This window comes from Psychrobacillus sp. FSL K6-1267 (assembly GCF_038003265.1).
In the GTDB taxonomy this organism is placed as follows: domain Bacteria; phylum Bacillota; class Bacilli; order Bacillales_A; family Planococcaceae; genus Psychrobacillus; species Psychrobacillus faecigallinarum.
Map to the genome: position 1 here is coordinate 2,751,193 of NZ_JBBOOR010000001.1, position 25,532 is coordinate 2,776,724.

20 protein-coding genes are annotated in these 25,532 nt (G+C 35.9%); 3 read left to right on the plus strand and 17 right to left on the minus strand.

The features are described from left to right. Positions 1-24: 24 nt before the first annotated feature. Both MHB55_RS13980 and MHB55_RS13985 read left to right on the plus strand, forming a co-directional pair. Positions 25-672, plus strand: coding sequence for an acetoin utilization AcuB family protein (locus MHB55_RS13980; RefSeq protein WP_144535279.1), 648 nt, complete (start codon positions 25-27; stop codon positions 670-672). Next, positions 669-1,844: an acetoin utilization protein AcuC gene (locus MHB55_RS13985; protein WP_225321653.1), complete on the plus strand. Its 1,176-nt coding sequence runs from the start codon at positions 669-671 to the stop codon at positions 1,842-1,844. The genes MHB55_RS13980 and MHB55_RS13985 overlap by 4 nt, the downstream gene beginning before the upstream one ends. Positions 1,845-1,961: 117 nt before the next feature. On the opposite strand, the gene MHB55_RS13990 is transcribed toward MHB55_RS13985, so the two are convergent. The 8 genes from MHB55_RS13990 to MHB55_RS14025 all read right to left on the minus strand — a co-directional run bounded on the left by MHB55_RS13990 (position 1,962) and on the right by MHB55_RS14025 (position 14,159). Further along, a complete protein-coding gene (locus MHB55_RS13990) occupies positions 1,962-4,949 on the minus strand; it encodes an NPCBM/NEW2 domain-containing protein (RefSeq protein ID WP_340863979.1) in 2,988 nt (995 codons plus the stop codon). Next, entirely contained in the window at positions 4,937-7,750 is a 2,814-nt protein-coding gene (locus MHB55_RS13995; RefSeq protein WP_340863453.1) for a discoidin domain-containing protein, read from the minus strand. Before MHB55_RS13995 ends, MHB55_RS13990 begins: the two co-directional genes overlap by 13 nt. A gap of 750 nt (positions 7,751-8,500) precedes the next feature. Continuing rightward, on the minus strand, positions 8,501-9,208 hold the full coding sequence (locus tag MHB55_RS14000) for a DNA alkylation repair protein (RefSeq protein WP_144535271.1): 708 nt from the start codon (positions 9,206-9,208) through the stop codon (positions 8,501-8,503). A gap of 379 nt (positions 9,209-9,587) precedes the next feature. Then, positions 9,588-9,968, minus strand: coding sequence for a VOC family protein (locus MHB55_RS14005; protein ID WP_340863454.1), 381 nt, complete (start codon positions 9,966-9,968; stop codon positions 9,588-9,590). Between the two features lie 143 nt (positions 9,969-10,111). Continuing rightward, positions 10,112-10,654, minus strand: a complete 543-nt coding sequence (locus tag MHB55_RS14010) for a ClbS/DfsB family four-helix bundle protein (RefSeq protein ID WP_340863455.1) — start codon at positions 10,652-10,654, stop codon at positions 10,112-10,114. 141 nt (positions 10,655-10,795) lie between these two features. Continuing rightward, positions 10,796-11,362: a signal peptidase I gene (gene lepB / locus MHB55_RS14015; protein WP_229654036.1), complete on the minus strand. Its 567-nt coding sequence runs from the start codon at positions 11,360-11,362 to the stop codon at positions 10,796-10,798. 585 nt (positions 11,363-11,947) lie between these two features. Beyond that, positions 11,948-12,946: a catabolite control protein A gene (gene ccpA / locus MHB55_RS14020; RefSeq protein ID WP_144535263.1), complete on the minus strand. Its 999-nt coding sequence runs from the start codon at positions 12,944-12,946 to the stop codon at positions 11,948-11,950. A gap of 127 nt (positions 12,947-13,073) precedes the next feature. Continuing rightward, on the minus strand, positions 13,074-14,159 hold the full coding sequence (locus MHB55_RS14025) for a bifunctional 3-deoxy-7-phosphoheptulonate synthase/chorismate mutase (protein ID WP_144535261.1): 1,086 nt from the start codon (positions 14,157-14,159) through the stop codon (positions 13,074-13,076). Positions 14,160-14,325: 166 nt separating this feature from the next. Between MHB55_RS14025 and pilM the strand changes: the two genes are divergently transcribed. After that, positions 14,326-16,461: a pilus assembly protein PilM gene (gene pilM, locus MHB55_RS14030; RefSeq protein ID WP_144535259.1), complete on the plus strand. Its 2,136-nt coding sequence runs from the start codon at positions 14,326-14,328 to the stop codon at positions 16,459-16,461. A gap of 431 nt (positions 16,462-16,892) precedes the next feature. Here the strand turns inward: pilM and MHB55_RS14035 are convergent, their stop codons facing one another. The 9 genes from MHB55_RS14035 to MHB55_RS14075 all read right to left on the minus strand — a co-directional run bounded on the left by MHB55_RS14035 (position 16,893) and on the right by MHB55_RS14075 (position 25,499). After that, a complete protein-coding gene (locus MHB55_RS14035; RefSeq protein WP_340844632.1) occupies positions 16,893-17,525 on the minus strand; it encodes a YtxH domain-containing protein in 633 nt (210 codons plus the stop codon). A 19-nt stretch (positions 17,526-17,544) separates the two neighbouring features. Next, positions 17,545-18,003: a DUF948 domain-containing protein gene (locus tag MHB55_RS14040; RefSeq protein ID WP_144535255.1), complete on the minus strand. Its 459-nt coding sequence runs from the start codon at positions 18,001-18,003 to the stop codon at positions 17,545-17,547. Positions 18,004-18,147: 144 nt separating this feature from the next. Beyond that, entirely contained in the window at positions 18,148-19,449 is a 1,302-nt protein-coding gene (murC, locus tag MHB55_RS14045; protein ID WP_191696745.1) for a UDP-N-acetylmuramate--L-alanine ligase, read from the minus strand. A 112-nt stretch (positions 19,450-19,561) separates the two neighbouring features. Further along, the gene (locus MHB55_RS14050; protein ID WP_340844633.1) at positions 19,562-22,345 is read right to left on the minus strand and encodes a DNA translocase FtsK; all 2,784 of its coding nucleotides are present in this window, start codon (positions 22,343-22,345) and stop codon (positions 19,562-19,564) included. A gap of 127 nt (positions 22,346-22,472) precedes the next feature. Then, positions 22,473-23,078, minus strand: coding sequence for a YtpR family tRNA-binding protein (ytpR, locus tag MHB55_RS14055; RefSeq protein ID WP_144535249.1), 606 nt, complete (start codon positions 23,076-23,078; stop codon positions 22,473-22,475). Further along, the gene (locus MHB55_RS14060; protein ID WP_144535247.1) at positions 23,075-23,890 is read right to left on the minus strand and encodes a DUF1444 family protein; all 816 of its coding nucleotides are present in this window, start codon (positions 23,888-23,890) and stop codon (positions 23,075-23,077) included. Before MHB55_RS14060 ends, ytpR begins: the two co-directional genes overlap by 4 nt. Before the next feature lie 131 nt (positions 23,891-24,021). Next, positions 24,022-24,333, minus strand: a complete 312-nt coding sequence (locus tag MHB55_RS14065) for a thioredoxin family protein (RefSeq protein WP_144535245.1) — start codon at positions 24,331-24,333, stop codon at positions 24,022-24,024. An 11-nt stretch (positions 24,334-24,344) separates the two neighbouring features. Next, complete coding sequence (locus tag MHB55_RS14070) at positions 24,345-24,857, minus strand: hypothetical protein (RefSeq protein ID WP_144535243.1); 513 nt, start codon at positions 24,855-24,857, stop codon at positions 24,345-24,347. Positions 24,858-24,950: 93 nt separating this feature from the next. Then, the gene (locus tag MHB55_RS14075) at positions 24,951-25,499 is read right to left on the minus strand and encodes a DUF84 family protein (RefSeq protein ID WP_144535241.1); all 549 of its coding nucleotides are present in this window, start codon (positions 25,497-25,499) and stop codon (positions 24,951-24,953) included. Between the last annotated feature and the right edge of the window lie 33 nt (positions 25,500-25,532).

Below are 25,532 nucleotides of genomic sequence, written 5' to 3' on the forward strand. Positions count from 1 at the left end.
TTTCTTATAAAGGGGTTTGGTTTTATGCTTGTAGAAGAAATCATGAATACATCAGTACCTACTTTAACACCATCACATACAATAAATGATGCTTTAAAAGTTTTAAAAGAACAACGTATTAGGCATATACCAATTATTAACGAGGAACGTGAAGTACTAGGGGTGGTAACTGATCGTGACTTAAAGGAAGCAACCCCCTCCTCCCTTCAAGTTATACAAGATGCGGATGTTTTAAATATGCCATTAGAAAAAATTATGACTAAGAATCCTATAACAGGACATCCGCTAGATTTCGTGGAAGAAACCGCATGTATTTTTTACGACAATCGAATTGGCTGCCTGCCTATCACAAGCCAAGGAAAGTTAGTCGGCATGATTACAGAATCTGATCTTCTTTATAAATTTATAGAGTTAACTGGTGTCCACCAGCCGGGATCCCAAATGGAAATAAGAGTGCCCAACCGACCTGGCGTCTTATTTGAAATATCCAAGGTATTTTATGAGCAAAAAATGAATTTACTTAGTGTATTGGTATATCCTGATAAAAACGATAGTGAGTATAAAATTTTAGTACTACGCGTTAAAACGATGAATACTCTTAAATTAGTGCAGGCAGTAAAAGATGCTGGGTTTGAAGTTTTATGGCCAAGTCAACCGGGATTGATTGTATGAAAAAGAATGCCGTCTTTATCTTTTCAGAGAATCAGCTTGGTTATAAATTTTCCGATACACATCCCTTTAACCAAAAACGTCTGACACTTACTGTAGACCTTCTAAAGGAAATGAATGCATTATCAACTTCAGAGATCGTTGCACCTCGCATAGCCACTGACGAAGAACTGAGTCTAGTGCACGACCCTAGCTATATTGATATAGTAAAAAAAGCTAGCCTCGAAACTGGTGATACCTCTAAATACGAGAGTTATGGGATAGGTACGGAAGACACTCCCATTTTCCCTCATATGCATGAGGCAAGCGCTAGTTTAGTTGGGGGCACCTTAACTGCCGTTGATTATGTTATGGAGGGAAAATCGACGCATGCAATAAATTTAGGTGGTGGGTTACACCATGGCTTCAAAGGCAGAGCATCTGGGTTTTGTGTGTATAATGATAGTTCTGTTGCTATCAAGTATATGCAAGAAAAATTTAATGCTCGTGTTCTTTACATAGATACGGATGCTCACCACGGTGATGGAGTACAATGGAGCTTCTACGACGATCCAAATGTTTGCACTATTTCCATTCATGAAACTGGAAGATATCTCTTCCCCGGAACAGGTAATATTACTGAAAGAGGGACAGCAGAAGGTTATGGTACTTCTTTCAACTTTCCTATTGATGCCTTCACAGAGGATGAGTCGTTTCTAGATATATATCGTACTAGCTTTACTGAGATTGTAGAGTGGTTTAAGCCAGATGTCATTCTAAGTCAAAATGGTGCAGATGCCCATTATTTTGACCCTCTTACCCATCTGTATGGAACGATGAATATTTATCGGGAAATACCTAAGCTTGCTCATGAATTAGCACATAAATATTGTGATGGTCGATGGATTGCTGTAGGTGGAGGCGGATATGACATTTGGAGAGTTGTCCCAAGAGCCTGGTCTTTGCTTTGGATGGAGATGAATGATATCCAATCTCCAACAGGAGATCTACCAAAAACTTGGATAGAAAAATGGAGTCCAGAATCACCGGTTCCCTTTATCCCAACTTGGATGGATCCTCATCCTCTCTACGAGCCTATACCTAGAAAAATAGAAATTATGGAAAAGAATAAACAAATGCTCGATAAAGCATTATATCAATTGCGAAGTCAAAAATCATACAAGGATATAGACTAGCTGCTCTTGCACTTGAAAGTCGTTGATCCGGATTTATAAATATTTAGGATAATAGAAGAAGCCCAGCTACCAAAAGGTAGCTGGGCTTCTAAAGTTTTGCCTCTGTAACTATGATTTTTATTTATTGTTGATTAGGTAGCGTAAGATTACAGTATTTTCTCCGACTTTATAAGAAAGACCTAACCAATAAAGTCCTTTCTCTTCCTCAGAAAGATCTATTGTAAACCTTTCTGGGTTATTCTCCCATGCATTTACATCTAACTGTATCTCTTTATTTGTAATAGTTTTGTTAAGTCCAGCTACATCAGGTCTTACTTTTTTACCGTCGAACCCTGTAACAAGGTTTTCTACTTCCACTAGGGGACCTTTTAATTCTCCCACATCAACAAATTGAGGGTCAGCAATTAACGTTTTTAAATTTTTTAACTCTTTTAATGGAGAAAAATCTGTTATTTCATTCCCAGAAATATCTAGTGTCTCTAAATTTTGTGCGTACTCTATACCTTCAAGAGAACGTACTCTTTTCGATTCACTTGTTAGTGATGTGAGCTTACGCATATCATTAAGCGTAATTTCCTCTTTTAAGCCTAATGTACTTTTAATAGATTCTCGTAAATAATCGTCTTTAATCGTAATTACTTGTGTTAATATTACTTCAACTAAACCTGCTTTTGCTGTTTCTAATGCATTTACCGCTTCATCGACTTCTGTTTGAGTAGCATTTGTATTAGCTAGAACTTCTTCTGCTTTTGCAAGGCTAGCTATTAGAGCATTCATGCTTTCTTTCGTATAGTCTTCTGCATTAATAGCTTTTGCAGTTTCAATAATCACCATTAAATCCTGCATATAAATTCTCTCACTATTAGCGAAATGTAATTTAGCATTACCCCATGTTGCATGGTCAGATCCATTTCCATTCCCACCGTCAGTTACGACTAATTTTATTTCTTTTGCTCCAGCTAAATTAACTTCAACAAACTTTTGAGCATCTCTAGAATTCATGAGCCCACTGTCGAATCGCTTCTCACCATCGACAAATACTTGGAATATAACAGAGCCCACAGTGCCATACATTTGACGGTCTACCCCAACAAATGAAGTAAAGTAATCTACCTCCTTATTTGTTAAATCATATACAATTGTTGAATTTGAATGTGCTCCAATCCCTTTTTCATAGGAGACTTGACTACCACTCTCATTTGTTAATCTTAAAATGTTATCACTTACTGCTTTATCTTTCTTAGGAGCGGTATAGCTATTTTGTGTGGACTTCCAATCGAAATCTGAAAGATACTTGTAGTCTTCCATGTTTACTACTGAAATTGTTCTCATTTCTGTTACCGTAATATTATCATTATCTGTTACAGTATATTTAATCTCATATTTACCAGTTTTATTGAAGTTAACTTTATCAACTCCTGTAACTTCTACTCGATCAGTCAAATCCCCATCTTCCGCATCTACAGCTGAATATTGTCCTTTGATATCGATAGGCTGTCCAACCTTAGTTGCTTCTGATTTAACAGTAATAACTGGTTTACTAGAGTTTTTTGTAAACTTTGCATCCGCCCACACTGTATGGTCAGATCCATTATTTCCAGCATCGGTCGTTACTAGTTTTATTTCTTTAGCTTCAGTTAAAGGAACTCTTATAAATTCACTGTCTGTGTTTGAATTGAAATTATTGCTTATATATTTCTTTTCGCCATCTACCCATACTTCAAATGCTGCAGATGAACCTTTTCCTCTCATGGCTTGATCAATTCCTATATAGCTTTCAAAGAAATCAAATCCCTTACCATCAATGTTATACACGATTTCTGAAATAGCATGTGCGCCGATGCCTTTAGCGTACGTTGCCTCTAGTCCCAGTCTAACAAGACCAATTGTTCCCCCAGATGGTGATTTATCTTTTTTATATCCACCCCATGCTATGTTAGAAGATACAGGATTCATATCAGAAGCGTATTCGAAGTCACTTACTACTGTCACTTGTGTCGTTTTCGTTTCTTTAATATCTTTATTGATTACTTCGTAAACAATCTCATAGTTCCCTTTTTGGGTTGTATTTACATTATTTGATTTAACGACAACATCTTCTGTAATATCTATGCCTTGATAGTCAGATGCCTTCACATAAGACATTGGATCGAAGCTTTGATTTAGTTTAAGTGTCAGATGGTCTTCAACTGAAAGCGTAGGTTTAAATACCTTAATTTCTAATGGCTCTGAGGTATTTAATTTCTTATCATAGGCTACTATTTGATACGTATAATTTTCGTTCGAACTAATATTTTGATCGACAAATGATGCTGTAGAAGTAAATCCAATCATTTTACCATTTCGACTAATTTCATATCCAAGTAAGTCGTCTTTATTAGCTTTGTCCATAACGAAATGAATTGTATTAGTTTTCTTTTCAGTATCACGAACAATGTTTACATCTACTGAAGCACCTTTAGAAAATCCAACACCCTCATATCCTAGTACACTATTATTTAAATACCATACTTTCTTAGGCTTTGGATATTTACTAACTTTTTCTTTTGTTTCCTGGTTCACTGTGAAGCCATGTCTAGCAAAGTGTTCACTTAAATCTTGATCGACTACTTCAGATGAAAGTTCGACTAGATACTGCTGTTTAGCATCTTCCGTAGCAGCTGAGATATCTCTTTCTCTGTATAGCTTATTTAATTCTCCCCAATAATCCTTATGATACATTTCCAATTGCCAGAATACACCCAGTCTTTTGAAGTACCCTTGTGGCTCATATGGACTAGGATTATCATCGAAGATCGTTTTATAGATATCATCTTCATAAGGAATTCGTTGATCTGTTTTTCCATAATATACTGACATTTGCATTGCAATCATATTGTTTGTTGTTTCCCCATAAAGTCGAGCGTTAACATCCATTCTGTGCCCTATTTCATGTGATACTCCCCAGCCATAGCTGTCTGGCACTAACATACTTTCCATAACGTCACCTTGAACACCTATATGATTCGTATATGCATACATATAACCAAATGGCTGTGCTAACCTTATATTCTCACGAATATATTTCGGATCGTTCTTTTCATTACTTCCGTCTAACCCAAAAATTTAAAAATTTCATCCATATAATTATTATAGGATTTTACAGTGTCTAAAGGGTTGTAACCATTCACGGAATAAGTTTGATAGGCGCCAGTTGCTGTCCCAGTGAATACGAGGTGGTCACTCACTACCTCCACCACATCGATCAGCTTTCTATCTTCCACATTTGGATGATTCTGTTTGTCCAAATCCAAACGATTTTTATAATCGATTAAAAAAGCTTTAAACTCCTCTGGATTTGTATCTTTCGTTACAAAAGGTATTCTTTCTCCACCCTCAATACGAATGATTGGTGAAGTCTGTTGTTGTTCTGGCGTATATGGATTATGAATGTAGATTGTCCCGCCCTTTGTAACTTCTTGTTTATACCAGCTATCCTGAGGCACTGCGGGTACAGTAATTTCATTTTTTCCCGGTTGTAAATTTACTGTTCTAGCCCAGTTAGCAAAACTTCCTTCCTGTTGAGCGAATACAATTTGTGGTAGTGGCCCATCTGAATCCGCCTCTACATAAACAGTTACTTTATCTCCTGGCAGTGCAGCAATTCCTGTTGGTTGATAATTATTCCCGAAACCAAACTTTAAATTTTGGTTAGCATGACTCATCATATTCCCATGCTGCTCTACTTGAATGATTCTTCCATCCGTAACGATTTCACCTTTTAGTAGCTGTTTGGCTAAATCTAAACGGTATTTTAAAATACTATATAATGGATGTGCCTTTGCTTCGTTTTCTAACGCATTAATTTTAGCTACCTCATTATATTCAGATGTAAGCTCACTCATTGTATCATCAGTGAAAATATTGTTTATTTTATCTTCTATAGGATCTTCTTTATAGAATGCTATTTCTGACAATGTTGCCCAATTTTGATTTGATTTTTTGAATACAAATTTCACACGTTTAAATTGTGTAGGCACAAATTTGGCTTCCACTAAGCCGCTAATTACATTGTGTTTACCGGTAGACACTAATTGATATGTATCACCTTTAGACGTTTGAGAAGCATAGATATCGAAGTTCTCTGCAAAGCCTTTACGGTCAGATCTTGCCCCATACACGATTCTATTTAACGTTATCAATTCATTAAATTCTAATTCTACCTCATTTGAAAAACTAGCTGTATTCGTTCTATTTGTTTCCCAGTATGTGCTTATGTTCCCATCAATAGCATTCGCGAGGACAGCACTGCTATAATGCCCACCATTATTACGAATGCTTTTTATGTTCTCATTATTCATTTTAAATAGCTCTGTATATGCTACGTTATCATAGTAACCAAAAGCTCTTGTTACCGCTGTGGTTGTCTCTACATCTTCTTGATTTATTAATACATAGGCATTGGTAAGATCTTCTTTGAACTCGACATCATATAAAGGATGTTCCTTGATGCTATCTTCTAAGATTTTTAATTTTTCTACCGTATTAAACTCAGCTGCTACTTGATTTTTATTGCTATCCGTAAACAACTTTGCCATTTTGTTAGATGAAACATCTTCTTTATAAAATGCTAATTCTGATAGTGTTGCCCAGTTTTGATTTGACTTTTTGAACACAAATTTTATTCGCTTAAAATTTGTAGGTTCAAACTTAGCTTCCACTAATCCAGTAACTAGATTATGTTGTCCATTTGCTACAAGCTGATAAGTATCACCTGTGGATGTTTGAGAGGCATAAATATCAAATTCCTCTGCAAAGCCTTTATTGTCAGGTCTTGCTCCGTACATAATTCTATCTAGAGTAATTGCTTCTTTAAAGGTCACTTCTACTTCGTTAGAAAAACTAGTCGTGTTAGCTCTATTTGTTTCCCAATATGTACTTATATTACCATCCACAGCATTTCCAATCACAGAACTGCTATAGTGACCTCCATTGTTTCTAATGCTAAGAATATTATCGTTATCCATTCTAAATAGTTTTGAATACTCGTTATCCGAATAATATTTAAATTGCTTCGTGGTCGCTATTGTAGATTCTATTTTTTCTTCCGTAATTAAAACTCTAGCATTCTCAATATCTTCTTTATATTGTTCATATAAAGGATGATTTTGCGCTTCTTTATCTAAGTTATTTAAAGCCTCGACACTACTAAATTCAGCACTTACTTTAGTAAAAGTGCTATCTGTAAATAATGATTTCATACTAGCTCTTACATGGTCTTCTTTATAAAAGCCAAATTCAGCAGCACTTGCCCAATCTTGATTTGCCTTTTTGAATACAAATTTGATTCTCTTAAACTCTGTTGAATCAAATTCGATCTCAATTATATCTCCTGTTGTTCCTTTATATTCTCCTGGAGATACTAATGCAAAGTCATCACCTGTGTCAGTAGAAGAACTATATACCTCAAACTCTTGGGCGAAACCTTTTCCTTGCGCACTTGACTGTCTTGCAGCATAAACTATTCTGTTTAATTCAGTTGAATCCTTGAAGGTGAATATCAACTCATTAGTAAATGCAGTACTATTTGGTTTTCCAGTTTCCCAATGGGTATTTAAATTTCCATCTATCGCATATTCAACAGGAGAGCCAGAATAATTTCCGCCGTTGGTTGTGACGGATGTAATACCCTCTCTCGCTACTTTAAACACTTCGTTATACGCGTTTAAATAACTATTTTCGTACAAGTCAAACTTACTAACAGTTGCCTCTTTCGCTTCCTTTACTTCGAGCTCTACAGCCGTTTTTATTGCATCAGTACTCGATGCCGCCAAAACGTTTACGGCACTTCCCGAATAACTAGCAATTAAGGCAGCCGAGGTTGCAACTACAATCATTTTTGACATAGTTTTCTTAGCCTTCTTCATACATTACCTCCTAATGTTTTTTTGTGAAACATGGAAAAAGAACTCTGCCGGGTAAGAAACTATTTTCCCCAAAGACTTACTAAATAAAATGTAAGATAAGTTATTTTCAAATAATGAGTTCATGATAAACTATTAGATTCTTTAGCTATCTCTTCCTACGCTTCTAAAAGTTACCTATCCATTTATTCACAATTTTATTATTATAACGTTCACAATAGTGTGTCAACATTTTATGAACTCTAAAATGCTATTTTTTTGATGTTCAATACTTTAGAACGGTTTATATGTACCATTTTAGACACAATAATATTACTAATTACCTCTTGTTTTCGAAATTTTTTAGAGGGTTTTAAGTTGCACCTAAATGGTATTTATAAGTTTACAAAGTATCCTTTTCGAATAAAAATAAAGTAAATAATGTAAAATAATAGCTGGTATTTTAAAAGGTGAAGAAGCCTAATTTTTTATAGAAGTAAAAATGAATATGTAAGATATTTTAGTACAATTCTTAATAATACTTTCGGACTTGTAGCTTAGAAGCTACAGTGAATAAAAGGACGCCATCCTATTGATAATATTCCCCAGTAGTGAATATAAAATGGAAATTAATGAGAATACAAAAAAGCTGCTTTTATTTCCTAATTAGTTAGGAATTAAAAGCAGACAATGGAATACAATTTTATTCAATTACGCACATGCTATAAAAAGAGAATTTTATAGATGGATGTTTTTAAGTATCCCTCTAACAAATTAACATCTTACATGTTTACGTTTAAAACCAAGCCTTTCTTTTTCAATCTCTTTTTGAATATTTTCGTAAGCATTAAGAAAACTGTTTTTTTTCTTCTCACGTTTTATTTCCACAGGACCTATAGCCTTAGCAGTTTCTAATGCTTTCTTATGGAGCGGTAAATAGGAAAGCCCTACTGTGTAAATAAAGTTATTCATAGAGGATTTCGCTCGTTCTGGCGATTCATGTATCGTATTTTTTACCATATCAAGCATATTGGAAATTTTCTCATCTGAAAATTCATCGTCTTTTCGATTTCCTAAAAGCCAGCAATAGCAGCTCCATCCAGCAGACATTCTTAGCTCTTCCCCGCTTGCAATCCATTTGTCAGCAACTTCCTGTGCAATATCTGACTCAGATAAAGTAACTGCTACTACAAAATCAGACAGCATATAAAAATAAGCAGCATCCATCCATCGATCATAATCGGACACACTCATTGCATTTGGATCTGCAATAATACCCGCAAAGTACATCGCATCATAATTCCCAGTGGCATATAGTTCCTCAGCTAAATGCTGATTTATTTTTATCTTCTTTACGATTGGTTTCATTGCACCTGTAGCCACTCCAAATAGCGGTTCATGTGCTCCGTTAGAAAGATATATCTTTTTAGTTCTTTCCTTACCTAGTGCTTCAAGCTCCTGCATTACCGTTTCTAAGTTCATTGTTTCACACTTCCCTTTTTAAGAATTCTTCAACCTAATATTTATACCCATCCAATACATCACTATTATCCTATACAAAGGAGTCACTATGCGCGTATTCTGCTCACTAATATAAAACGAACGAAAGTGTTCGCTCATATCTGATTTGCATGCTTATCTACCGAAATGAGATTTTTGTTGTACTATATCACAAGGTTAAAATTAATAATAAAAAACAAAAATATTTTTTAACAAGGCATTTATTACTTCATTATGAAGTGCCAAGTTTTGCAAACCTATTACAAATGTTTTCTTTAAAGTTAATATCTATCCTTACATAATAAAAAAGCTACCTAGATTAAGTAGCCTTACCTGTACTTATCAACTATTATTTAGGAAATTACTTTTTTTCCATTACTGCAAAATAGTTCTCTTCATTGTCTGCAAAGTTAAATACTCTACCAGTCGGCATATTTACTATCTCTCCGACTGTAATTTTTTTATTTAATAAGTCATTGTATAATTGTTCGATATCCTCTGTGAAAAACATTAATGAAGGAGTATCAAGATTTAATCCAGGAGACATTTTAGAGACAAAATCTTTATTATGCAGAATGAGACTTGTTTCTGCACCATTTATCGGAGCAATTTCAATCCATCTAAAACCCTGATCATTGCTCTCTTCAGCTATTACAGTAAAACCTAAATTTTCTGTCCAGAATTTCACAGCATTATCTTGGTTATTAACATACAACATAATTTGACCGATTTTACTTAACATCTTCTCCGTCACTCCCTTTTAAAAAGACTGATTTACTATCTTAACTAATATTCTTTGTTTGGGAAAAGAATCCTTCTTAATTTTACTGCTTAGTTTAAAATAAACCCTGGAAATGATGGTCATTTTGAACTTATCCCATTACTTTAGGTACTTTGTTTCACAAGCTTGTCCTTTTCTCCGTCATTAATATAATTTGCAATAACTTCACATTTTTTTATTGCCCATATGTAATGATTGGAGGTATTTGCTGCAAAATAGCTGTATAAATTACTTGTCTTAGTCCACTTATAGTATTTCTTTGTCATGATTTCTTCATTCGTATGTGCCTTTATTAAATTCATTACTCTCTCATGGCTTAACTTAAATTTTTTTATAGCTTGATTTAATGTTACATCTTGATAGTTTTTCCAAATCTGCATATTAAGTAGCTTGATAGTACTCCATTTATAACCGGGTGCCGGTATAAAAGGGATATCTCCATCCATCCCTTCTCTATACCACCTTTCAAGCATTACATGCCACTCATACAGATGCATTATTACATCACGGAAATTCTTATCTCTTTCTAGAGTCTCAATAGAAACACTTCTTTTTCTGCTTGGTACAGACTCAATTATTTCAAGAAGTGATTTAAAATTTCTGTCGCTATTCAGTATAAGAACTTCTTTTTCACTTACTACCATCATAATCATTCCATCCTTTTTTACTATAAGCTTTTATTATCAAATGGTCTTCCGCAAAAATAGTTTATATCATTAAATATTCCATACAATAATTTCTATCCTACTTTTACTACTTTCCAATTTTGTTGAATAACAATAACAGAATCATTTTATTAACTTTAAATTATCTAAAGGAAGAAAAACAATTTCTGCAGACCCTAAAAATTTGTCCATCGGTACAAAACCAACACTAGGGTCTCTACTATCTATACTATTAAGACGATTATCTCCCAGTACAAAATAGTGTCCCTCTGGCACAGCAATTTCACCTAATTTTTGGTCTAATGTAAAGTCTTGAGTGAGTGTATCATTGCCTAGCAAAGCTTTTTTATATTCATCCAAGTAGGGTTCTTCGTACTTCTCACCGTTAATAAAAAGTTCATCGTTTTCATAAGCAATACGGTCACCAGGAATACCTATAATACGCTTGATATAATTTGTATCTTCTTTTGCTTCAAATACAATCACATCAAATCGCTTGTACTCCGTCAATCTTGGACCAATTTTATTCACTACTACTTTGTCACCGTCTTCAAAGGTGGGCATCATAGAAGCACCATCAACGACAATAGGTGTTAATATAAATACTCGAACTCCCCAGGCAAATAAGATAGCAATGCCTATTGCTTTTACCCATTCCAATAATTCATTTTTATCTTTAGTTTTTCTCACTTTTAATACCTCTTTCTCTAATAGAATAATTCCTTTAATTAACACCTTCGACATCCCTTTAGTAATACCTGCTTTTTAAACTAAACAGCATTGTTAGTTTAAGCAAAATATTTTCTCACTGAATCACCGAAATTGTATCATAGACCATCGAGATGATGAGTTGGTTTAATTAAGAAATGTTACAGAGTAGTCGTTCAAATATCGTTCCCCCCACGAAAACCGTCAGTCGAAAGACAAGTTTGCCATCTATTGATCCTACTTTTTATATAAATTGAATTTAAATTTAATAGTTGATTTTGTTTTATCCATACGGCAATCTAACTTCCACACAACTTTTGATTGGAGCAGCATACGGCGACTCCAATGGGATCAGTGCGACAGATGAGACGCGTAAGCGACGGTGATGGCTTATCATTCCCCCACGGAAAGCGTCCGCATAAAGCTGAAATCGACTATTCTTTGTTCATTCTCCCGGATCTAATAAAATAGCAATTATGTGATTAAATGGATATGTACTAATATGCAAATGGTTCTCTCCATAAAAAAGAAGAGTCATGAATGTATCATGACTCTCCCTCAACAATGTTATTTAACTGTATTTCTTTCCTCAATACGATAAGGAAGCACTACATTTTGTTCCTCAATCTTTTCTTTATTCATAAACTTAGTCAGCAATCTCATGGAAACCGCTCCAATATCATATAAAGGAAGCACTACGCTAGTTAATTGCGGTCGTACCATTCGAGCAAGTTTGGAATTCTCAAAGCTTATAATTTCAATATCATTAGGGACATTTAAGCCACTATCCTGTGCTCCGTGAATAAGTCCGATTGCTATTTCATCACTTCCTGCAAAAAATGCAGTTGGTGGATTGTCCAGTTTACAAAGTTGTTCCCATGCCGCTAAACCGTCGTCGTATGTATTATCGACGCCTACTATTAAATCCTCATCCACTTCGATATCCGCATTTTCCAACGCTTCCTCATAGCCCGCAAGCTTAAAATCACGATTAATCGGAGATGAAATGGAACCTGATATAAAGGCGATTCGCTTGTGACCGTTTTGAATAAGTCGATTCACTGCATCAATAGCAGCCTCACGATATTCAATATTCACAGAAGGGAACGAATTAGAATGCTCCACTGTTCCTGCTAAAACAACCGGTGCATTTGCCCGGTTCATCTCATGTAACATTTCCTCTGAAACATAGTCACTCATCATGACTATACCATCTACTTGTTTACTTAAGAGGGTCGACAATAACTGAACTTCTTTTTCTTCCTGTTGATCGGAATTCGTTAAAATAATATTATAGCGATACATAGTTGCAATATCTTCAATACCGCGAACTAATTCCGCATAAAAAACATTTGATATGTCCGGGATAATAACCCCTACGGTTTTTGTCTTTTTACTTGCTAAACCTCTTGCCACAGCATTAGGACGGTAATCTAGTCGTTCGATCACGGCCAACACCTTTTGGCGAGTTGCTGGTTTTACGTTTTGATTGCCATTAACTACACGTGACACAGTAGCCATAGATACATTAGCTTCTCTTGCTACATCATAAATAGTGATAGTCATTGCATACCCTCCTTTTCTTATCTAATTTACAGTATATATTAAAATAATACTTTATATCCTCAACAACTTTCAATTAAATAATAAAACCGACTCTTATTTAGAGTCGGTTTTGTGACAATACTATATTTTATGCGTGAACTTCATGATTTTTCATGAATTTTTGAATGGAATCATAGAACTCATCAAATTGCTTTAAGTTCATTTGCTGAGCAGCATCAGACAATGCCACTGCAGGATCTGGGTGAACCTCTGCCATTACTCCGTCAGCTCCAATAGCAATTGCAGCCTTAGCAGCAGGTAGTAAAATATCACGACGACCAGTTGAATGCGTCACATCAACAAATACAGGCAAGTGAGTCTCTTGTTTTAAAATAGGCACTGCCGAAATATCTAAAGTGTTTCTTGTAGCTCTTTCATATGTGCGGATACCACGCTCACATAAAATGATTTGGTCATTACCTTGAGAGATAATATATTCAGCAGCATGGATAAATTCATCTAAAGTAGCTGCAATCCCACGTTTTAATAGGATAGGTTTATTTATTTGACCTACTGCTTTCAATAGTTCAAAGTTTTGCATATTTCGGGCACCGACCTGTACAACATCTACATAGTCAAGTGCTTCCTCTAAGTGACTAGGTGTTACGATCTCCGAAACAACCGCTAAACCGAATTCTTGAGAAATTTGTTTTAAAATTTTCAATCCTTCTAAGCCAAGTCCTTGGAAATCATAAGGAGACGTACGTGGTTTGTATGCTCCTCCGCGAATTAGCTTTAATCCTTTAGATTGGATCGCAGCAGCAACTTCTGCAACCTGCGTATATGATTCAACAGCACAAGGGCCAAATACAAACGATGGCGTTCCTGTACCAATTTGTTCTCCATTAATTGTTACAATTGTATCTTCTGATTTCTTTTTGCGAGAAACGAGAAGTGCTTTTTTCTGGTCATCCACTTGTAATTCTAGAGCTGTTTTAAAGATTTCTTTAAATATATGCTCCACAGTTGATTGTGGCATTGGACCGTCATTGTTTTCTTTAAGATGATCTAGCATATGTCTTTCACGAAGAGGATCATATCTATTTACACCTTGCTTTTCTTTAACTCTACCTATCTCTTGCACTACTTCCGATCTTTCATTGATTAAACGTAGAATTTCTACATTAATCTCGTCTACACGGCTTCGTAAAGCCTCTAAATCTACTTGATTCATAGATATTTCTCCTTTCGTCTCAGCTACGACTCTTTCTATCGCCTGAAAATTATGATACATTTTAGGATATAATTCATATTATAATCAATCATTTGAGAAATGTCACGCTTTTTATTTTAGCGATTCAACTCGCTAAAGTGTCTCATATTAAAAAGGAAGTGAGAACTTGTCATCTACCCTATTTGCATTAGATATCGGTACACGATCTGTCGTAGGAATAATTCTAGAACAACGAAATGAAACGTTTCATGTAGTTGACATACTTGTGGAAGAACATAAGGATCGAGCAATGATGGATGGTCAAATACATAACGTGCTCAAAGTAGCAGAGGTAATACAATCGATAAAGGAAAAACTAGAAGCTAAGCATGGTCCTTTAGAAAAAGTAAGCGTTGCTGCAGCAGGAAGAGCTTTAAAAACTGAGCAAGCCGAGATAAAAATGAATATAAAAAATAGACCGATTTTTTCCGAGGAAGACGTCAGTAGACTAGAGCTTTCAGCAGTTCAGCAGGCTCAAAATGCTCTTGTTCAGCCCGACAATGGAAATCAGTCTAGTCACTATTATTGTGTTGGATATAGTGTTTTATACTACAAATTGGATGGAGAAGAAATTGGGAGCTTGGTTGACCAACAAGGTGAGGAAGCCTCAATAGAAGTAATAGCTACCTTTCTTCCGCGAGTTGTGGTTGAATCTCTGATTTCTGCTTTAAAGCGAGCTAATTTAGAAATGGAGGCTCTTACATTAGAGCCAATCGCAGCTATTAATGTATTGATTCCCACATCAATGCGTCGTTTAAATGTTGCCCTCGTTGATATTGGAGCAGGAACATCAGATATAGCAATCACTGACTTTGGTACAGTAGTCGCCTATGGTATGGTTCCATATGCGGGAGATGAAATTACCGAAGCATTAAGCGATCATTATTTATTGGACTTTCCTCTTGCTGAAAAAGCAAAGAGAGCTATCAATACTAATGATTACATTCAAGTGCAGGATATCCTTGGTTTTGAACAGGACATACCAAAGGAAGAAGTTATAGAAGCTCTAAAACCAACAATTACAGAACTAGCAACTGAAATTTCAAAAGAGATACTACGTTTAAATAATAATCGCTCTCCTAAAGCTGTCATGCTTGTAGGAGGTGGTAGCCTAACACCTACCATCACCACCTCTTTAGAACAAGCATTAAATTTGCCAGCTAATAGAGTTGCTGTTAGAGGTATCGATGCAATACAAGATTTAACAAAGGAAGAACATATTCCAATCACACCGGAGCTTGTCACACCGATTGGTATTGCAATTGCAGCGAAAAAGTCTCCTATTCAGTATATGTCTGTAAAGGTGAATGGGCAGGTTGTTCGTTTATTTGAACTTAAGGAAATGACAGTTGGTGATGCATTATTAGCTGCGAATATATCAACCCGAAAATTATATGGGAAACCTGGTGCTGCTCTATCTATCCAACTTAATAATCAAACTCTTCATATCCCTGGAGAACATGGTCAAGCGGCTTTGATAATGGTAAATGGAATGGAGGCTAATACGAAAACCATCATAAAAAATAAAGATACAATTGAGCTTCTAGAAGGAAAAGATGGAAACCCAGGAGTAGCTACTGTTCGAGACTTGTTGGATGAGGCATCTGTTCAAACAGTCACCTTCCAAGGAGTTATGTATATTGTAGAACCAAAGATTTATATCAACGGTGCTTCTTCTACAATAGACACTCCTTTAAAGGAAAGAGACAAGGTTACTGTGGAAACAGTTCAGACAGTAGAACAGTTCCTACATATCATCAACAAGGAAAGCTATATAGAGAAGCTAAACCCTTACACAGTTACCATTAACGATAAAAACCACTATATGCCCGTTCTTTCTCCTAACCTACTCATCAACGGGATGAAAGGCAAATTACAGAGTTCCATTCAAGATAATGACGTAATAGTAATCAATACTTTAGAGTACCCTACGTTAGAAAAATTGGCTGAGATATTAAACAAAAAATTATCTATTAGAACAGTAGTCACCTTTCAAAGTGAAAAAGTTGAACTTTTTAAAGAGCTAGCGGTAGTTTCTATGGGAGAATTAACTCTTCAAGGAAGTGATGCCATACCAAACAATGCCAAGATTGTATGGGAAGAAGCAAATGACTCCTCCTGGATTTTTCAAGATGTGTTTCGCTTCACAGAGTGGACTCTTCCAGAGAATGCCACCTCTTTTCAAATTTTGAGAAATGGTCAACCTTCCCGATTTGATGAAGAAATTTTCGGAGGAGACCAACTGGAAATTCGAGTAGGGTAGAAAAATAAAAAAGAACAAGCATCTCTGCTTGTTCTATCAGACTGTAGACAAACCCAAAGGTATTGGAATTGTCTTATAGTCTTTTTTTTATTAACGGTACTATAGTAAGAAATCGTCGATTTCCATTTCAGGCGTCGCTCAGTCCGCGTGCTTCGACTCGTACTGTTCCGGTAGGAGTCTTCGCGCCTTCCATTCCAATCGACCAATGTTAACTTTTTAAATGTGTGGAGTTTTTAAATCTTCTAAGACATCTTTTAAAAGTAATCATGCCACTTGGACTTGGCAAACTGCCTAATGTGAGTTGAAAACATAGACGACTCACCATAAAATTCAGGGTGGTAATTTGAACTTAAATAAAAAGTACCCCTAGAGAAGAACTCCGGGGGTACTTTTTCTACAGTCTGAAAACACGCATCTCTGCTTGTTCTTTTTTATTTTTTTGTAGTGGTAGTCTTTTTAGAGTTTGAGTTTGAGTTTGAGTTTGAATTTGAATTTGAATCGTTTTCTTCTGTAATCGCTTCTTTAATAGCTTCAGCAACTGCAGTAGCATTTTCCTCTTCTTCTGTTAGCTCTTCTGTCGTTTGAGAAATAGTCTCCATGAAATCCATTGGTTCTTCTCCTTCAGATGAAGCAGTACCATCATCTAATGGTGAAGCAGGTGAACCTTTAATGTTTTTCACTTTGTCTACTAGCTGACCAGATTGCTCTTGCAGCTGTTTAGAAATTTGAGTTGTTTTTTCTTTAGCAGTTGAAGAAAGGTCGATTGTTTTTTCTTTCAGCTGGCCTGCTTGAGATGTTAAGGAGTCACGAAGCTCTGTCCCTGTTTTTGGGGCTAATAATAGTGCTGTCGTAGCGCCTATGATACCACCGATAATTACTCCCATGATGAAGTCCTTACCGTTTACTTCTTCATCCTTATAGATATTGTGGCGGCTTTCCTTATAAGAAGGCATTGGTGGATAGCTAGGCTGCCCTTGTCGATCGTAAGATGATTGGTTTGCATAGTACTCGTGGTCAAATTTTGCATCATTGTAATTTGGTTTGTTTGATTCGTAATTAGTCATTTCAATTCCTCCAGTTAGCTTATTTTATATTGTCTTTTTCAAATGTATAAAAGCCAGCTTGTTCCATTGCTTTGCGTTCTTTCCACTTGTCACGTATGCCAAGGAAAATGCTGCTCCACTGAACAACCTGTGCAATTTTATCTTCATTTTTTTCCACTTCTGAAGTGACAGAAGTTGACAGGCGTTGTATTGAGTTATTGAATCCATTCACCGATGTTCCAACATTTTTCACTGCTTCTACAACCGTATTAAGCTTCTCGGATTTATCTTGAATATCCACTGCCAGTTCGTTTGTTTTATGCAAAAGTTCAGCAGTTTCTTTTGTTACGTTTTGTAAATGAGCCTCTAACCCATCTAATGTATCTGCCACATTGTTCAAGGTCTTTTTAACGGAAGACAAAGTTACCGCCAAGCTTATACATAATATTAGAAATGCTATGGCCGCTACAATTGCAGCTATGTATAATAGATTTTCCATTTGGACACTCCCCATCATTTTTGTTATGTAGTATTTTTACCCTAATTGAACCAAACTAAACTTCTTACTCTATATACTATACTACTTTTTTTTGAAAACTCCTCTAAAAAATGCTTAATCTACATAAGAGATTAAGCATTTTTATTAATTATTTAGTTTTTTTTCAAATGCCTTTTGATATTTTTGGACATCTCCTGCACCCATAAACATAAACACAGCATTTTCATGAGTTAATAATTGTTCCACCGACTCCTCTTGAAGGATATGACTGCCCTCTATAAGATCACCTAGTGTTTCGATAGTTAAAGAGCCTGCGTTTTCTCTAGCTGATCCAAATATGTCGCATAAGTACACTTCGTCAGCCAAGCTAAGGCTTTCTTTAAACTCATTTAAGAACTTTTGAGTTCTAGTAAATGTGTGTGGTTGGAATATCACTACAAGCTTTCTATCTGGATACTTTTGACGTGCGCCTTCAATTGTTACAGCAATTTCTGTCGGGTGATGAGCGTAATCATCAATAATTACACGATCTCCTATAACTGTTTCCGTAAAACGTCTTTTAACACCCTCAAAGGATTCTAAACCATCCTGGATAACCTCTACAGGCACACCCTCATAATGACATAAAGATATAACCGATAAAGAATTCAAAATGACATGATCACCGTACATTGGTATCGTAAACCGATGATAAAACTCATTTCTTACAAATACGTCAAAGGAAGTCCCCTCTGTTGTCTTTTCTATATTACGAGCAGCAAAATCATTATGCTCCCCGAAACCATAATAGACAACAGGCACAGACGCTTTAATGCGTTGAAGATGAGAGTCATCTCCACAAGCTATAATGCCCTTTTTAACTTGCATCGCCATTTCCTGAAACGCGTTAAATACATCCTCAATATCTGTAAAATAATCTGGATGGTCAAAATCGATATTAGTCATAATCGCATAATCTGGACTATATGCCAAAAAGTGTCTGCGATATTCACATGCTTCAAAAACGAAATTAGAGGCGTTGTTAACCCCTTTACCAGTGCCATCACCAATTAGATAAGAAGTAGCGTTATAACCGCTTAAAACGTGAGCGAGTAGACCTGTAGTTGACGTTTTCCCATGAGCTCCAGTTACTGCAATTGAAGTAAACTGGTTCATATAATCACCTAAAAACTTATGATAACGAATAACTTCCAACCCAAGTTCCTTAGCCTTCACTATTTCAGGATGAGTGTCAGGGAATGCATTTCCTGCAATCACTGTCATTCCTTCTTTTACATTATCTTCATCGAACAATAGAACATTTATCTGGCGATCATGTAATGGTTTTTCTGTAAAAAAATATTTTTCAATATCGGATCCTTGAACTTCATGACCTTCATCATGAAGGATTTGAGCTAACGGGCTCATACCCGATCCCTTAATCCCTGTAAAATGATACTTTGTCATACATTGTAAACCTCCTGGGATTAGTCCCACTTATATACATTGATTATGCGTTCGCCTATTAGACGTATTCCCCATTATATCACTTTTTAGTACGTTATATTAATAAATATATTTAACTAAAAATTTGGTCAATGCTATCATTTGTCAATAACACTTCTCTAGCCTTACTTCCTCGTTGATCAGAAATATAACCACTCTCATACATAGCATCAATCAGCCTAGCTGCCCGATTATATCCTAAGTGGAATTTCCGTTGCAATAATGATGTGGATGCACTGCCCTGTTCAACTACAAATCGACAAGCTTCCTCAAATAATTCGTCTTGTTCGGAGGCTGTCTCTGTTTTTTGTATTAGCTCATCCTGTTCAAACATATAATTGGGAGTTCCTTGGCTTCTTGCATAGTCAATAACACTTTCTATTTCATCGTCTGTCACATAAGTACCCTGAATCCTTACTGGACTCGACATACCATTGCCTTGATAAAGCATATCTCCGCGACCAAGCAATCTCTCAGCACCTTGCTGGTCTAAAATAGTCCGTGAATCTATTTGGGATGATACAGAAAAAGCAATTCGTGTAGGAATATTTGCCTTTATGAGGCCTGTAATTACATCAACAGAAGGACGTTGTGTTGCTAAAACAAGATGTATTCCACAAGCTCTTGCTTTTTGTGCAATACGACAAATAGCATCCTCCACCTCGGTTGGAGCCATCATCATTAAGTCAGCTAACTCATCAATTACAATAACAAGGTAAGGTAGTTTTTGAGCAAACTGTCTTTTTTCCGTGGCCAATGTGTTATATCTGCTAATATCACGCACTCCGATATGAGCAAACAATTGATAACGACGTTCCATTTCTTCAACTGCCCACTTGAGAGCTGCTGTTGCAGCTTTCACATCTGTGATTACTGGACTTACTAAATGAGGAATATGGTTAAAAGGAGCAAGCTCCACCATCTTAGGATCGATTAACAATAATTTCAATTCATCTGGAGTTGCCTTATATAACAGACTAACAAGCAAAGAATTGATAAACACAGATTTCCCCGAGCCTGTTGCTCCTGCAATTAGCCCATGTGGCATCTTTCTCAAATCGATTGTCACAGGTTTACCAGTTAAATCTAAACCAAGGGCTGCTTCTAAAGGAGAGTCAGATTCAATAAATACATTCGTGTTAAGAACCTCCGATATACGTACAGCACGTGATTTTCTATTAGGAATTTCAATACCTATTGAGCTTTTTCCTGGTATAGGAGCTTGTATACGAATGTCCTTCGCTGCTAGAGCAAGCTTAAGATCATCTGCTAGGTTGCGAATTTTACTTACCTTCGTACCATGTCCTACTGTAATTTCAAATTGAGTAACTGCTGGTCCTTGAAACATTTGAACGATTTCCCCGCTCACTTGAAAATACGAAAGGGCTTCCACTAAAGTGGCAGCTTGATCCTCCATCCACTCTTTATCCTCATCCTTCATCTCTGGAGGTAAAAGATAACTAAAGGAAGGTTTTTGATAGCTAGAAGTGTATTCTTCCTGCATTTCCTCAATTGGTTCTGTTACAGAGTTTTCTTCCACCCTTACTTCTTCTTTATGTCGGGCTTGTGTCGGCTCAGCTACAGAAACAGGCGGCATGGATGAAAAGCTCTGTTGGTTAGGTATTATTTTATTTCCTAGTTTATTCAACTTATCCTTATCTGACTTCAGCATTAAAACGTTAAAGGGTCTGATTTTCTCTGTTCGAGTTGCTTCAGGCGTCTTAATCGGTTCTCCTACTGATTCCCCTTTGACTTCAAGCGATTCTACTACTTGCTGTTCTTCTTTTCTTTCAAGTTGCTCGACTAGCGGTATTTCTTTAGTTTCAAGTAGCTCTGTTACCGTTTGTTGCTCTTCGTTTACTTCAAGAGCATTAACTACTGCTTCTTCTTCGACTTCATGTTCTTCTTTTCTTTCAAGTTGCTCGACTAATGACTGTTCTTCTACTTTAAGGAGCTCAGCTACCATTGGTTGCTCTTCGTTTACTTCAAGAACATTTACTACTGATTCTTCTTTGACTTCAAGCGGTTCTATTACCAGCTGTTCTTCTTTTCTTTCAAATTGCTCGACTAATGGCTGTTCTTCTACTTTAAGGAGCTCAGTTACCATTGGTTGCTCTTCTTTAACTTCAAGATTATTTACTACTGATTCCTCTACTACTTCAAGCGGTTCTGCTACTTGTGATTCCTCTTTTACTTCAACATGCTCTAATTTCGGCTTTTCCACCTTAGAAATTTGTTCCAATTCTTGTTTTACTTCTACTATCTCGTTTGGCGATTCCTCTAAAGAAGTATTGATATTCGGAGCTTTATCGAGAACCTCCGATGTTTCTTCACTTACTACAAGTACTGAATCCTCTATGGCATTTTCTTTGATTTCCACTGATTGCTCTGCCTTTACCTCCTGTGGCATGGGGAAAGGACTCACAATTTTTTCTTTACTTATAATAGGCTCTCTCTCTATAATTGGTTCCTTGTGGGTTGTCCCATATTTTTCCTTTGGCTTATTATAGCCATATACTGGAGAAGGAACTTGAGTTGGAGTGAAGGGTCTCTTTTTCTTTACGATAGCTGCTTCTTCAACTATTTCTTTTTCCACTTTTTTGACTACTGGCTGTATTTTTCTTTGTTGCCAGCCTTCATAGATAGGAGGAGCTTCATATACTTTTTTCTCATTTACAATCGGCTCGTTAATTATTTTTTCTTCCTTTACTCCATACAGGAATTCGTTTTTTTCATTATCCGATATTAATGGAAAGCGGAAAGGAGTTTTCGTTTCTTTTGGAGATAACTCCTCAGCTTCAAATTCTTCTATATTTTCTTCCTCATTATTTGAAAATAATTTTTTAAACCAGTTCATTTACATCACTCTTTCTACTCGATACCATCTATTTTACCAATAATTACGGTATACGTCTGTTAAAAATTAAAAGATAGTAGAAAAAAAGCACACCTATTAGGCATGCTTTAAGAACTTCTTCATACTTTTATGAAACAAAGGCACTTCCTATTTCATTGTTATCTTCCAAAACAAGAATACCTTTCACCTCAGGAGCATTTGGTAAAGCAAGCTCTCTGGCAGAGCAAAGCATTCCACTTGAAGCAATTCCTCGAAGTTCTGCATCTTTAATAACCATTCCAGAAGGCATAACAGCTCCAACTTTAGCTACCACTACCTTTTGGCCAGCGTCCACGTTGGGAGCGCCACAAACAATTTGTAAGGTTTCAGTTCCTACGTTTACTTGGCACACCTTTAACTTGTCCGCATTTGGATGCTGCTCTAAAGATTCCACATAACCAACTACGAATTTAGGAGACAGGTCCACCTCTAATTGGTAATCTACTTCATTTGAATTTAATACTGCTTGAATTTTTGTCACAAGCTCCTCATTTAAAGTAACTTGTCCGTTTGCTTCTAGTTGTGCATATTTACTAAATCCAAATATATTGATTGCAAGAATCTCAGCTGATTGCTGATCCTTAACAAGCGTTACATCGCCTTTAGTTTCAGTTATAACTTTTTCTGTTTTTTCTGGTGTTAATTGGACTAATAACACGTCACCTATACCGGCTGCATTGTAAAATATATTCATTTGTCTTCGTTCTCCTTTGTTACTCGATTTTTAGCCAGGATAAAGATTGGCTCTAAATCTCCTTTGTCATATATAAAAGATAATGAGGTAATTGGCACTGTCCCTACTGTAAAGAAATGCATAGTCATTTGAGCAAGAACATCGTAACCTGTCTCATTTCTTATATCACCAATAATCATAACATCTTGATGGGGTACAGAAACAGTCATATCTCCAGAAATCTGTTTTTTCATTTCTTTTAATAGAGATTCGTTTAAGATTCTGCTTGCATCATATCCGTCATTATTGTTAAAAAAGTAAAAGATATTGCCAGCAACTTCATCCGTTTTATAATTTGTTTTTAGATTTCTAACCTGGAATAGAGCTCTCTCCCTTATCTCAGTTTCCCGCACATTCCAGCTCGCTAACATCTTCTCATCTAGCAAACGATAAGTATTTCCTAAATCTAAAGCATAGTAAACTCTAGTTTCAGCAGTATGGTCTTTCGTAACAAATCGGTTTCCCTCGTTAGATTTAAGAGGAAAGGAAGTAGAACGAATTACAGGATAAACCGCTAACGTTGGATCAATTTCTCCTGCCATTTCCTTCTCCATAGCTGAAAATGTCTCTTGTATTGTGTATACTACCTCGTTAATTGCTTCCTCTTTTTTTGTTTCATATTTCGCTAATATAGGAGGAATCGAAATATCCATACCTTTTCCTAGTTGCTTATGGGTTAAACGAAGCTTATTTGTTTCACGATTGTAATCATACATATATATTTCTTCTGTCATTTTAGTTTTAAATAATCTTATCAATTCAAGTGCTTTCAAAGTATCCCTTCCTTTCTTATTCACAAAAGACTTGCCTATGTGAATTCTATCGCTATATAGCAGTTAAAAACAAATATTATGTATGGAATCCCAAATAAAAACGGCTCACAATTTGTGAACCGTTTAGTCTCTTAGATAGATTGAAGAAATAATTCAATTTCTTCTCTTGTTTTACGATCTTTACTTACGAAACGACCTATCTCGTTTCCATTTTCAAAAGCGACAAAACTCGGAATACCTAAAATGTTTAACTCAACACATAAATCTATAAACTTATCTCTATCTACGGAGATAAATTGGAATTCAGAAAACTGCTCTTCCACCTCTCCCATAAACGGGTCGATAAAATGACAATCTGGACACCAATCGGCTGTAAATTTAAATACAACCTTCCCAGTATTCTTTAATTGTTCGAACTGATCAATGGATTGTAAGTTTTCCACGTGAATTCCCCCTATTTCGTTTGAATAGATCTGACTATCATCATCATCTGTTCAAGATTATTAGCAACATCTTTCTCTTTAGTAATAGTTGTTAATTTGATACCGCCAATACTGGTTATTAACTCATATCTATCTTCGCTATTTTCTAAAATGGCAACAAAACCAAACCGATCATCTTTTTCAAAGGTTGCTTCCTTAATGATTTTCACATTTTTATTTGCCATCATTAAATCATAGTATAATTTACTCGAAGATGATTCATTGGGATTGATAAATAAAATAAAAGAATTTTTCCCTTTGTTGAGAAGAATATTAGTTTCATCGGAATCATCTTCAATAGAATATCCACTTGGTAAGAAAAGTTTTATACTGTTAATTTCTTCGTTAGGATCTTCAGCATCCCCTTGAAAGGCTTTTTCAGCTTGTTCAAGGCCGTCTACAGCTTGTTCATCTATAGATGCGCACCCTGCTATTAAAATGACAGCTAGCGACGCGAGAATAACCCGCATCCAAATTCTCGTCAAATTCTTTCCTCCATTCAATGCATAACTGCTATATATTTTAACTATGATTTTATTTACTTGCAACTAGTATATCTTATTAAGCTAGTTGGTTTTTCATTCCTGTAAATCTAATTTCGCATTTTGAGTCTTTAAAGAAAGTTCATACTGACCAATGAGCAATAACATAATATGCTCGAACATATCACTTCGTTTTACAAAACCGTTTGTAAATACTCCTATTGCTCCTTCGTGATGACGTATACCTTTCTTGTTAGTATAGACGTCCATTATGGGTCCAAGTTCCGCACCCTCTTTTAAACTATCTGCTATTTCCTTTGGTAAGGCTACACCTGCTCCGGTAGCAGTAAACACTTCTCCTGTTTTGGTTGCAAGAGCACCCCAGTTACAAACATACATAGTATCAGAAATTTCCTGTACACCGCCTTCTAAGCCGATGCCAAAGGTACCATCAAAGTCTTGCATTAATCGTTTTGCTCGGTTAATTGCTCCCTGCCTAGTTTCCTCGTTGCTCATCGGCTGATTCGACACTTGTGAGGAAACCTCCTGATTTACAAAAATAGCATCAGGATAAAATTTGCCAGCTACCACTTCAACTGCCTTAGTTTTAGCTCTATTATTAGTTCCAATTAGTATTTTATGCATCGTTTAATCTCCTTCTTTGAAACAAGCCAATGA

Coding starts and splice junctions, on each gene's coding strand:
- MHB55_RS14050 (WP_340844633.1), bottom strand. CDS start 22,345: ATGAACTGGTTTAAAAAATTATTTTCAAATAATGAGGAAGAAAATATA.
- MHB55_RS14010 (WP_340863455.1), bottom strand. CDS start 10,654: ATGATGGTAGTAAGTGAAAAAGAAGTTCTTATACTGAATAGCGACAGA.
- MHB55_RS14005 (WP_340863454.1), bottom strand. CDS start 9,968: ATGTTAAGTAAAATCGGTCAAATTATGTTGTATGTTAATAACCAAGAT.
- ytpR (WP_144535249.1), bottom strand. CDS start 23,078: ATGAATATATTTTACAATGCAGCCGGTATAGGTGACGTGTTATTAGTC.
- MHB55_RS14000 (WP_144535271.1), bottom strand. CDS start 9,208: ATGAACTTAGAAACGGTAATGCAGGAGCTTGAAGCACTAGGTAAGGAA.
- MHB55_RS13980 (WP_144535279.1), top strand. CDS start 25: ATGCTTGTAGAAGAAATCATGAATACATCAGTACCTACTTTAACACCA.
- MHB55_RS13995 (WP_340863453.1), bottom strand. CDS start 7,750: ATGAAGAAGGCTAAGAAAACTATGTCAAAAATGATTGTAGTTGCAACC.
- MHB55_RS14035 (WP_340844632.1), bottom strand. CDS start 17,525: ATGACTAATTACGAATCAAACAAACCAAATTACAATGATGCAAAATTT.
- MHB55_RS13985 (WP_225321653.1), top strand. CDS start 669: ATGAAAAAGAATGCCGTCTTTATCTTTTCAGAGAATCAGCTTGGTTAT.
- MHB55_RS14040 (WP_144535255.1), bottom strand. CDS start 18,003: ATGGAAAATCTATTATACATAGCTGCAATTGTAGCGGCCATAGCATTT.
- ccpA (WP_144535263.1), bottom strand. CDS start 12,946: ATGACTATCACTATTTATGATGTAGCAAGAGAAGCTAATGTATCTATG.
- murC (WP_191696745.1), bottom strand. CDS start 19,449: ATGACAAAGTATCATTTTACAGGGATTAAGGGATCGGGTATGAGCCCG.
- MHB55_RS14025 (WP_144535261.1), bottom strand. CDS start 14,159: ATGAATCAAGTAGATTTAGAGGCTTTACGAAGCCGTGTAGACGAGATT.
- MHB55_RS14075 (WP_144535241.1), bottom strand. CDS start 25,499: ATGCATAAAATACTAATTGGAACTAATAATAGAGCTAAAACTAAGGCA.